Annotated in this window: 8 protein-coding genes, 1 other RNA gene and 2 pseudogenes; 6 read left to right on the top strand and 5 right to left on the bottom strand. The window is 71.1% G+C overall.

The genetic code is table 11. The features are described from left to right. A pseudogene (locus AC31A1_RS37315) lies at window positions 1–179 on the bottom strand (keto-deoxy-phosphogluconate aldolase); the annotation flags it as partial. Window positions 180–274: 95 nt separating this feature from the next. After that, window positions 275–1,057 carry a peroxide stress protein YaaA gene (yaaA, locus tag AC31A1_RS37310; RefSeq protein ID WP_489657549.1) on the bottom strand — a complete coding sequence of 261 codons (783 nt, stop codon included), beginning with the start codon at window positions 1,055–1,057 and terminating at the stop codon, window positions 275–277. Between the two features lie 94 nt (window positions 1,058–1,151). On the opposite strand from yaaA, the gene AC31A1_RS37305 reads away from it, so the two are divergent. Beyond that, window positions 1,152–2,582 carry an RNB domain-containing ribonuclease gene (locus tag AC31A1_RS37305; RefSeq protein ID WP_489657548.1) on the top strand — a complete coding sequence of 477 codons (1,431 nt, stop codon included), beginning with the start codon at window positions 1,152–1,154 and terminating at the stop codon, window positions 2,580–2,582. Here the strand turns inward: AC31A1_RS37305 and AC31A1_RS37300 are convergent. Beyond that, entirely contained in the window at window positions 2,533–3,087 is a 555-nt protein-coding gene (locus AC31A1_RS37300; RefSeq protein WP_489657547.1) for a hypothetical protein, read from the bottom strand. The genes AC31A1_RS37305 and AC31A1_RS37300 overlap by 50 nt on opposite strands. A 33-nt stretch (window positions 3,088–3,120) precedes the next feature. Continuing rightward, complete coding sequence (locus tag AC31A1_RS37295) at window positions 3,121–4,683, bottom strand: FAD-dependent monooxygenase (RefSeq protein ID WP_489657546.1); 1,563 nt, start codon at window positions 4,681–4,683, stop codon at window positions 3,121–3,123. Between the two features lie 46 nt (window positions 4,684–4,729). On the opposite strand from AC31A1_RS37295, the gene AC31A1_RS37290 reads away from it, so the two are divergent. The 5 genes and pseudogenes from AC31A1_RS37290 to AC31A1_RS37270 all read left to right on the top strand — a co-directional run bounded on the left by AC31A1_RS37290 (window position 4,730) and on the right by AC31A1_RS37270 (window position 9,884). Beyond that, on the top strand, window positions 4,730–5,389 hold the full coding sequence (locus AC31A1_RS37290) for a TetR/AcrR family transcriptional regulator (RefSeq protein WP_489657545.1): 660 nt from the start codon (window positions 4,730–4,732) through the stop codon (window positions 5,387–5,389). Between the two features lie 49 nt (window positions 5,390–5,438). Further along, entirely contained in the window at window positions 5,439–6,269 is an 831-nt protein-coding gene (locus AC31A1_RS37285) for a helix-turn-helix domain-containing protein (RefSeq protein WP_489657544.1), read from the top strand. Window positions 6,270–6,291: 22 nt separating this feature from the next. Continuing rightward, a pseudogene (locus AC31A1_RS37280) lies at window positions 6,292–7,074 on the top strand (DMT family transporter); the annotation flags it as partial. Window positions 7,075–7,192: 118 nt separating this feature from the next. Next, window positions 7,193–7,611: RNase P RNA component class A (gene rnpB, locus AC31A1_RS37275), an RNA gene on the top strand. A 263-nt stretch (window positions 7,612–7,874) separates the two neighbouring features. Continuing rightward, entirely contained in the window at window positions 7,875–9,884 is a 2,010-nt protein-coding gene (locus AC31A1_RS37270; protein WP_489657543.1) for an N-6 DNA methylase, read from the top strand. A 96-nt stretch (window positions 9,885–9,980) separates the two neighbouring features. Here the strand turns inward: AC31A1_RS37270 and AC31A1_RS37265 are convergent. Continuing rightward, the coding region (locus tag AC31A1_RS37265; RefSeq protein ID WP_489657542.1) for a hypothetical protein at window positions 9,981–10,588 on the bottom strand (608 nt) is incomplete at its 5' end.

The raw sequence follows: 10,588 nt of genomic DNA, 5'->3' as shown, positions 1-10,588 counted from the left end.
ATCGCCCGCAAGGCCTCCAGCGCGACCGGCGTCCGCAAGGTCACCTCGATCGCCGGCAACCCACCCGCCACCAGCGCCCGCGCGAGCGGCACCGCATCGGCGACATCCTCGATGACGACGACGGGCAGCACGGGCGCGAGATCGAGCAGGCCAGAGGAAGGCCACGGCGAGGAAGACATGCCCTCATCCTGCCGAGCCGATGCACCACACGCAAAGCCCATTGCGCACACTGCAACGCGAGCGCTCGAAGGCGCCCAGTGACGCTCGAAAACCCTTAGTGGATCTCGTCCACCAGCACATCCAATGCCCAAGCCCGCCCCGCCTGCGAAGGCGCCTCCGCCTCCACCTCGTACCCCAAGTCCCGCAACGCCTCCACCAGCTCACCCGGCGTCCCCGGCGCCCCCGCAGAGGTCAGCAAACTCCGCACGATCCGCCCCTTCGTCGCCTTGTTGAAATGGCTGACGACCTTCCGCGTCGGCGCGTGCAGCACCCGTACGGTCGCCGTCCGCCCCGCGACCTCCCCCTTCGGCTTCCAAGCCGCCGCGTACGCCGACGACCGCAGATCCAGCACCAGCCCCGCCCCGGCGACCTCCGGCAGCACAGCCGCCATCGGGGTCCGCCAGTGCGCGCCCAACGCGCCGAGCCCGGGCAGCCGTACCCCCATCGAGCAGCGGTACGACGGAATCCGGTCCGTCACCCGCACCGCGCCCCACAACCCGGAGAACACGAGCAGCGAGCGCGCGGCCCGCTTCTTCGCGGCGGGTTCCAGCGAGGCCAGGTCGAGGGCGTCGTAGAGGACACCCGTGTAGATCTCCCCGGCGGGCCGTGCGCCGGCCGTCCGCAGGTCGACGTTCTTCGCGATCTCGCCGCGCAGTCCCTCGCTGAGCCCAAGGACCTCGCGTGCCTTGTCCTCGTCGGCCGCGCACAGGTCGACGAGTTCGTCGAGTACGGCCGCGCGGGCGTCGGCGAGTCCCGGGAGCGAGAGCGATTCCGGCTTGAGAGGGGCACCGCGGCCGGAGGAGGCCTTGCCTTCGGACGGCGGCAGCAGGACGAGCACGGCGGGTTTCTCCTTAGGGAACATCTGGCTCACGTGGGGGGGCTTGCGCCAGCGTAAAGGGTGCGGGTCTGCGGATTGTGCCTACGCTCGTGTCATGCCCAGCCGCCGTATCCGGGTGACCGGCGCCCCCGAAGCCCCGCTTCGCGCCGCCCTCACCGCACTCCGCACCGAACTCGGCGTGCCCGACAGCTTCCCGCCGGAGGTACTGGCGGAGGCTGAACGGGCGGCGAAGTCCCCGGTGCCGCCCGCCGAGGACGCGACCGACATCCCCTTCTTCACCATCGACCCGCCCACGTCCATGGACCTGGACCAGGCGATGCACCTGTCCCGTAGGGGGAGCGGTTTCCGGGTCCGGTACGCGATCGCCGATGTCGGCGCCTTCGTGGTCCCCGGCGGCGCGCTGGACGCGGAGGCCCACCGCCGCGTGACCACCCTCTACTTTCCCGACGAGAAGACCCCGCTGCACCCGCCCCTGCTGAGCGAGGGCGCCGCGAGCCTGTTGCCGGACGTGACCCGGCCAGCGGTGCTGTGGACGATCGACCTGGACGCGGACGGCCGTACGTCCGCCGTGGACGTCCGCCGCGCGCTCGTCCGCAGCCGGGCCAAACTCGACTACGCCACCGCGCAGCGGCGCATCGACGCGGGCACCGCGGAGGAGCCGCTCGCGCTGCTGAAGGACATCGGCGAGGCACGCGAACGCCTGGAGGTCGAGCGCGGCGGCATCTCCCTCAACGTGCCCGAGCAGGAGATCGTCGAGCGCGACCACACCTACGAACTCGCCTACCGCGCCCCGCTCCCCGCCGACGGCTGGAACGCCCAGATCTCCCTCCTCGCCGGCATGGCCGCCGCCGACCTGATGCTCACGCACGGCACCGGCGTCCTGCGTACCCTGCCCACCGCCCCCGACGGTGCGGTCGCCCGCCTGCACCGCACCGCGCACGCCCTGCACATCGACTGGCCGCACCACATGTCGTACGCCGAACTCATCCGCTCCCTCGACCCGCACCTCCCGCACCACGCTGCCTTCCTCCAGGAGTGCACGACCCTGCTGCGCGGCGCCGGTTACACGGTCTTCCGGGACGGCGACCTCCCGCCCGTCACCACCCACGCGGCGGTGGCCGCCCCCTACACCCACTGCACGGCGCCCCTACGACGGCTCGTCGACCGTTACGCCTCCGAACTCTGCCTCGCCCCCGGCAACCCACCCGCCTGGGTCCTGGCCGGCCTCGACGCCCTCCCCAAGCAGATGGCCGACGGCACCCGCCTCGCGGGCACCGTCGAGCGCGAGTGCGTCGACATCGTCGAGGCGGCGCTGCTCAAGGACCGCGTCGGCGACCTCTTCCACGGCTATGTGGTGGACGTCGAGGAACGCCAACCCACCGTGGGAAAGGTGCAGTTGGACACCCCGGCCGTCGTCGCCCGCCTCGAAGGCGGCACGACCCCGCTGCCGTTGGGGGAACGGCTACGGGTCCGGCTCACCCAGGCGGACCCGGGGACGTCGAAGGTACGGTTCGCGCCCGCCTGATCGCTTCCATGTGCCTCTGAAGGGTCTCTACGACGCGGTCGGCGTCGTCGGCGTGGAAACGGACGGTGTCGACCTCCCGCCGTCGGCCGAGGAGCGTGAAGTGGGCGACGGGCTCGGCGAGTTGGAGGGTGACGGAGGTGCGGAAGCCGACGGGGAGGTCGAGTTCGCCGTCGGACCGGCGCCGGGCCACCCGCAACTCGCCCCCGGCGGAGGCGATATGACCCAGCGGGACGATCACGTCCGCGCGGGCGGCCCGTCGGAGCCGTAGCCCCTCGTCGTCCATCAGGTGCGGGCGGGCGACGGCGGCCGCGTGCAGGGCGGCGACGGACGCGACCGCGAACAGGCCCAGGACCGGCACCACTTGGTGGAACACCGGCGAGTCCCGCAGCAGCACCGACATGGTGAGCGTCTCCAGGACGCACGCGAGCGCCGACCCGGCCACCAGGGCCCGTCGCGCCCGCGCATACCCGAACACCCGCCCGCCGCCTGCCCAGTTGGTCCTCATGGGGTCAGTGCAGATGCTGACGTCGCGGCAGTGTCAAGCGCCAAGCGGCGCGCCGAACCACAGCCGCAGTGCCTCCGAGGGGTCGTCCTCGGCGCCGTCCGTGTCCGACGCCCAGGCGGTGAACCCGTCGGGGCGCACCAACAGCCCGGCCAGTTCCGGGTGTTGGGGGCAGGCGGTGGTGAGGACGTCGACCAGGCCCTCGTAACCGGCCGCGCGGGCCCGGAGTTCGGGGTCGTCGGCGAGGTCGAGGAGGAGAGCGCGGCCGGTGTGGAGGTGGTCGCCGAGCCGGCTGCCGTCGGCGAGTTCGAGGTCGGGGGCGCTGCGGCCGGTCAGCGGGTGGTCGCCGGGGAGGTCGTAGCGCTGCCAGGCGCCGGAGATCCGCTTGACGAAGTACGTCGTGCCGTCGGTCGTCCCCGCGAGGTCGCTGATGATCCCGCGCAGGGCACGGGCGTGCGCGTCGGGGCGCATGACCGCGATCTGGGCGCGCGTCCAGTCCAGCACCCAGGCGCCGACCGGATGCCGTTCCGCGGTGTAGGTGTCCAGCAGGTCCACCGGGGCCCGGCCGCTCACCACCAGGGCGAGCTTCCAGCCGAGGTTCATCGCGTCCCCGACACCGAGGTTGAGCCCCTGTCCGCCGAACGGCGAGTGCACATGCGCCGCGTCGCCCGCGAGCAGCACCCGGCCCGAGCGATAGGTGTCCGCCTGACGGCAGTTGTCGGTGAACCGGGTCGCCGTGCGCAGCGTGTGCACGGTGACGTCGACTCCGGTCACGCGGCGCACGGCGGCCTGCAACTCCTCGGTGGTGACCGGGGATTGACGGTCGGCGGGCGGCCCGTCGAACTCGATGGAGACCATCCGTCCCGGCATCGGGCCGTAGGTGTACATCCCCGTGCCGGTGGCGTTCCAGCCCTTGCTCAGCCCCTCGGTGCCGGTCATGTCGGCGATCGCCTGGTAGCCGGTGATCTCCGGTGCGGTGCCCGGGAATTGGATCCCGGCGAGCTTGCGGACGACGCTGCGGCCGCCGTCGCAGCCGACCAGCCAGCCGGCCCGGACGGTCTGCGGCGCGGAGCCGTCCGTAGGGGCGAGGTGGACGGTCACGCCGTCCGCGTCGGCGTCGTAGCCGGTCAACTCGACCTGCCTGCGCACCTCGACGCCGAGTTCGTCGGCACGCCGGCCGAGCAGCCGCTCCAACGGGGCCTGCGGGACGAACCGGCCGACCTCGCCGGGCGGGCCGACCTCCGCGAAGGCGGGGTCCGACGCGTCGAGGAGATCGGCCCGCAGGGTGATGCCGGCGAAGTGCCCGGCGGACTTCGGCGGCGGGGCGGCCCCCTCGCCGCCGCTCTGTGCCCGCAGGAACTCCTTCATGCCGTTCGCCGTCTCGACCTGCACCTCGGTCAGCGCGGGCAGCAGCCCCCGCCGGTAGAGAGAGACGGCGGTGAGGGTGTTGATCCCGCCCGCCTTGATGGTCTCGTCCACCTCGGCCAGCCGCTCCGCGACCAGCACCCGCGCCCCGCCGAGCCGCAGCTCACAGGCGAGCAGCAGCCCGATGGGCCCGGCTCCGGCGATGACGACGTCGTAGTTCGTGTCGGTGTTCATGACCTAAGTGTAGTAACTAAAAAATTATGTTGGCTACACTGTTCTCGTGAGCGAGAGCAGGTACGAGAGCGTGAACGAGACCAAGGGCGCGGCCGAGCTGCCGCTGAGAGAGCGCAAGAAGCGGGCGACGAGGCAACGGATCTCGAACGTCGCCTCGGCGCTGTTCCGGGAGCGCGGCTTCGACCAGGTGTCGGTGGCGGAGGTCGCGCGGGCCGCCGAGGTGTCGACGATGACCGTCTTCAACTACTTCCCGCGCAAGGAGGACCTGTTCCTCGACCGCATCCCGGAGGCGGTCGAGATGTTCAGCGGGGCCGTACGCGACCGCGCCCCCGGCGAGACCCCGCTCGCCGCGCTCCGCCGCCTCGCCCTCGAACTCCTCGACCGGCGCCACCCGTTGGCCGGCCCCGACAGCGGATTCCCGGACTTCTGGGAGGTCGTGGCCGACTCGCCCGCCCTGCGCGCCCGGGGCCGCGAAGCCCTGGAGGAGATCGAGAACGCCCTGACCACCGCCCTCACCGAGACCGCCCCGGACACCCCCGACCCCGCCCTGACCGCGGCCCTGACCGTCGCCGCGTACCGCACGGTCTACGTCACCACCGCGCGCCGCGTCTTCGCGGGAGAGGGCGCGGAAGGACTCGTGGCAGACCATCGGGCACGGATCTGCGCGGCCTTCGACGCGTTGGAACGGGCGCTCACCCCGGCGTGACACGCGGCCCCGGCGCGTTGCACTCTGTGGAGGGAAGGGGGTGCGGCCGGTGAGCGCACGTGAGCAGGCCCTGTGGACGAGGGCGAGACTGGGCCGCTGCGGCCCGCCGCTCGACCTCCTGACGGCCCGCTTCGACCGGCACGTCTACGCCCCGCACGCGCACGAGGAGTTCACGATCGGCGTCTGCGTCGGCGGCTCGGAACTCATCGACTACCGCGGCGGCCGCATCCGTACGACCCCGGGCTCCATCGTCGTACTCGCCCCCGGCGAAATGCACACCGGCGGCCCGGGCACCACCACCGACGGCTACGCCTACCGAGCCCTCTACGCCGACCCCGCCCTCCTCACCGACGGCATCCTCGGCGCCGCCCTCCCGCACTTCCGCGAGCCGCTCCTCGACGACCCCGAACTGGCCGTGGCACTGCGCGCGGCGCACACCCAACTCAGCGCCTGCCCCGATCCGTTGGAGGCGGAGTCCCGCCTCCCGTGGCTCCTCACGGCCCTCGCCCGCCGCCACTCCACATCGAGCCCGGCACCGGACGAGATCCCGGGCGCGGCCTGGGTGGCCCACGCGGTGAGGGACCGCCTGGCGGACGAACTGCTGACCCCACCGTCGCTCTCCTGTCTGGCGGCAGACTTCGGCCTGTCCCGCTACCAACTCCTCCGAGCCTTCCGTACGACGATGGGGATACCGCCGTACGCCTGGCTCGCCCAGTACCGGGTGACCCGGGCGCGCGGTCTGCTGGAGGCGGGCGGGCGGCCCGCCGAGGTGGCGGCACAGGTGGGCTTCGCGGACCAGGCGCATCTGACGCGGTGGTTCAGGCGGGTGCTGGGGGTGACGCCGGCGGCGTACCGCAACAGCGTTCAAGACTCCCCATGAGGGGTCGGCGCAGACTCGCCGTATGACTGCACGCGGCTGGTTCCTGTTCTCCCTGATGGGAGTGGTCTGGGGCATCCCCTACCTGATGATCAAGGTGGCGGTGGACGCCCCGCTGTCCCCGTCCATGGTCGTCTTCACCCGCTGCGCCCTGGGCGCCGTACTCCTGCTGCCTTTCGCGCTACGACAAGGCGGCCTGGCCGGGACGGTCCGCGCGCACTGGCGCCCGATGCTGGCCTTCGCGTGCATCGAGATCATCGGCCCGTGGTTCACGCTGACGGACGCGGAACGGCACCTGTCCAGCTCTACGGCGGGACTGCTGATCGCGGGCGTACCGATCGTGGGCGTGGTGACGGCGAGGTTCTTCGGCGACGCGGAACGGCTGGGGGCGCGACGGGTGGCGGGCCTCGCCCTGGGCCTGTCCGGGGTCACGGTCCTCACGGTCCCGCACCTGACGGGCGGCGACGCGCGCTCGCTGGCGGAGGTGCTGCTGACGGTGCTGGGCTATGCGACGGCCCCGCTGATAGCGGCGCGCTACTTGAAGGACGTCCCGACCCTCCAACTGACCGCCCCGTGCCTGGCGTTGGCGGCGGTGGTGTACGCGCCGGCAGCGGCGATGACGTGGCCGTCCACGGTGCCCTCGGCTCAGGTCCTGGCGTCTCTCGCGGGCCTGGGTGTGATCTGCACGGCGGTGGCGTTCGTGGCCTTCCTGGAACTCATCAAGGAGGTCGGCCCGACCCGCTCGACGGTGATCACGTACGTCAACCCGGCGGTCGCGGTGGCGGCGGGCGCGCTGTTCCTGGGGGAGAGCCTGACGGTGGGCATCGCGGTGGCCTTCACGCTGATCCTGGCCGGGTCGGTACTGGCGACGGCGGCCACCGGTCCGCGGGGCGGCGGCCGCCCGGTAGCATGGTCGACACGGCAGACGAGCCGGGCGGACGGCCGCGTGGAGTGCCCCTAGGGGGACTTCCCGAGGAACGTCCGGGCTCCACAGGGCAGGGTGATGGCTAACGGCCACCCGGGGTGACCCGCGGGACAGTGCCACAGAAAACAGACCGCCCGGCGCTTCGGTGCCGGGTAAGGGTGAAACGGTGGTGTAAGAGACCACCAGCGCCTGAGGTGACTCAGGCGGCTAGGTAAACCCCACCCGGAGCAAGGTCAAAAGGGAGTTCCTTCCTAGGAATGGAACGGGGCTCCTGCGCGGACGTTCGAGGGCTGCCCGCCCGAGTCCGCGGGTAGACCGCACGAGGCCGGTGGCAACACCGGTCCTAGATGGATGGCCGTCGCCGGGAGGATCGTGAGGTCCTCCCGGACACAGAACCCGGCGTATAGCTCGGCTCGTCTGCCTCTACCCCTTTTGGGGGCTTATGTCCATGGAGGTCGACTTGGTGGCGCCTATTTATGAAGTGATTTGCGCTGAATTTGATGGCCTGTGCCCTTGTCTGAGGTCAGAGTGGCCAAGTGACGCGCTCAGTCGCACCGCTGCAGCCTGACCTTGGCTGAAACGTTCCCAGTAAACTGAAAACTCAGTCAATCAATCCGCCATGAGGTATGCGGGGGTTGGCCGTGCCAGGCGGCATGGCAGGGGTCGGCTTCAGGAAGGGCAACATGACGCAGCGTGATGAGCGGGTTCTGGTGACGCTCGCCGAGATCGCTCGGTTCGCCGGCGTGGGGCGCGCGGCGGTCAGCAATTGGCGACGGCGGTTCGAAGACTTTCCCGTCCCTGTCGGGGGAAGTGACGCCAGCCCACAGTTCGCACTCGACACAGTCGAGGAGTGGCTGCTGGCCCATGGCAAGCTGCGCGCCTCCACCGGGGCTCTCGATCGGCTGTGGCCCCACATTGAGGCACTCGGCGACCGAGACCGCATGGGACTGGTCATCGCCGAGGCGGGTCTGCGGCTTGCCTCCCCCGCGGCATCGCCTCCCTGGCCGGATAGTGTGCCTCAACTGTTCCCCGGCGAACTCCGCTTGGTGGATGAAGTCATGCGGGCAGGACTGACCGTCGGCGGCGCGGAAGCGTTCCGTGTTCTGTTGGAGCGCTGGCTGAGCACTCATGTCCGGCAGATCACCACGACACCTGTCTCACTCGCGGACCTCATGACGGCACTCGCCGATGCAGCCCGCGAGGGACGACCAGTGCGGCGCGTGGCGGATCCGGCCTGCGGCACGGGAACGCTGCTCCTGGCCTCCGCTCGGCACTGGTCGGCGCGGGAGCCGCTGTGGCTCACGGGGTTTGACATCGATCCCGTCCTTGGGCGGCTCGCGGCGGCTCGACTGGCCCTGGCCGCAGGGCACGAGCAGGTTGAGATCACGATTGCTGACACCTTGCGTGACGACCCCGGCGCTGGTGTTCGCGCGGACGTCATCTTGTCCAATCCGCCTGCCAACGAACGGGACTGGGGCCATGCCGAGCTGGCCACGGACCGCCGCTGGCTCTTCGGTCATCCGCCGCGCACCGAGTCGGAACTCGCCTGGGTGCAGCATGTCGTGTCTGCTCTGGCCGAGGACGGAGTAGCAGTTGTCCTCCTGCCGCCTGCCGTGGCCTCCCGTCGGGCGGGGCGCCGGATTCGGGCCGGGCTACTGCGTGCCGGATCGCTGCAAGCAGTGGTCGCTCTGCCGCCTGGTGCCGCACCGCCCTATGGGGTGGGGCTTCAGCTCTGGGTTCTTCGCGCGGCGGACGCGAGCCCGGGTGAAGGACGTGTTCTGCTGGTCGATGCGGCGGACTGCCGTCACACACCGACCGAGGGCGGCAGCCAGGTTGTCGACTGGGACGGGCTGCAGGATCGGGTCTTTGCCGCTCTGAGGGGCGATGGCCCGCCTGGTGTCGTCAAGGTGCCGGTGGTGGATCTCTTGGGGGAGGAGACGGACCTCACCCCTGCCCGCCACGTGCCACCCGCTGTTGACACGTCTGCCGTCGAACTGAGCAGATCCTGGGCCCGTTTCGACCATGCGCTGGTCGCAGTGCGCGACGCCGGGCAGGCGTTGCGGCCCCTGGCCTCGGCGCACTCGCTTCAGGCGCGAGTGGCCGTGAACGTGGGGGAGTTGGAGGCTGCCGACGCCGTCGTGCTGACGCAGGGCGGAGCTTTGCCCGAGGGGGCACTACGTCGTGGTCCCCGCCCTGACCACGGTGTTCCGGTGCTCATGACCGGGCACTTGGGGGAGGGGCAGAGTGAACAGTGGTGGATGGCCGCGGACGACGTGGAGCGAGGGGAGCGGGAGAGGGAGCTGACCGTCACCGGCTTCGGGGACATCGTGGTCGTCACCACGTTCACAGAGTTCGACGCCTGGGTCGAGAGTTCGGCACCGACCGTTCTCGGCCCTCATCTGCAACGGCTGCGCGTGGATCCGGAGCGGCTCGACCCGTGGTTCCTCGCGGCCTGCTTGCGAGTGCGGTTCAACGCGCGCCAGGCAGGCACGCACGCATCGGTCAGTTCACGTGTGGACGTACGGCGCCTGAGGGCACTGCGGCTGCCGATCGACGAGCAGCGACGGTACGGAGCGATTCACCGGCAGTTGGTCGAGTTCGAGCGGGCTGCCGCGGAACTGTCGTCGGTGTCGGGCGCGTTGAGCGGGACGCTGTCCGAGCTGCTGGCGGTGGGGCAGATCGGCACGGAGTGAGGGCAGGTTTCCGCCCTCCTGATGAGGAACCGAGGCTCCTGCCCGATGCCGTTGCGCGGATGCGTTGGCGTCCGAGGCCGTTCGCTAGGGCTCGGGTCAGTTCGGCGGCAGCCCGTCCAGCAGTGCCTCCACGGCCGCACGGTGGCCCCACTCGGCGAATTCCTCGCCGGACTCCCGGGCCCGCCGTACCACTCGCTGTGGCGGCGAGGGCAGCAGAACGTGCAAGTGCCGGACGGCGTCTTCCCAGAGAGGGAAGGCACGGTCCGTACTGTCCTCCTCTGGGACCATGCACTCCGCTACCCCGATCCTGGCCTCCAGCAACCGATCGTGCTCCGCCGTCCCTGGTTCGGCTCCGTCGAGGTCGCGCGTCAGCGTCCGGTACCGTCCGCCCGCACCTGGCCAGTCACCGGTGTGCCGCAGCCGGTCCGCACACAGCAGGCGGGCTCGTACGACATCCGGATCGCAGGGTCCCCAGGGGCCCCGCACCTCGTTGAGCATCGCGTCGAGTTGCTCCGCACGCGACCCTGCGTCGCCGTGCACCAATTCCCGATCCGCCTCGTCCAGAAGCGCCTGGAAAGCGGAGCGGCTCGGAACGCCGACGGCCCGACGGCGTACGACGGGCCGACGGCTGCGCTCCCGACCGGATGCCGGGGTGGGATTGGCCGTGGAAGCGTTGGCGCGTGTGCGGAAGGGCAGGGTGGGGT

It is taken from the genome of Streptomyces sp. P5F9 (assembly GCF_057961495.1).
The sequence above is the reverse complement of the archived record's forward strand: the minus strand, read 5'-3'. Positions and strand labels throughout refer to the sequence as shown.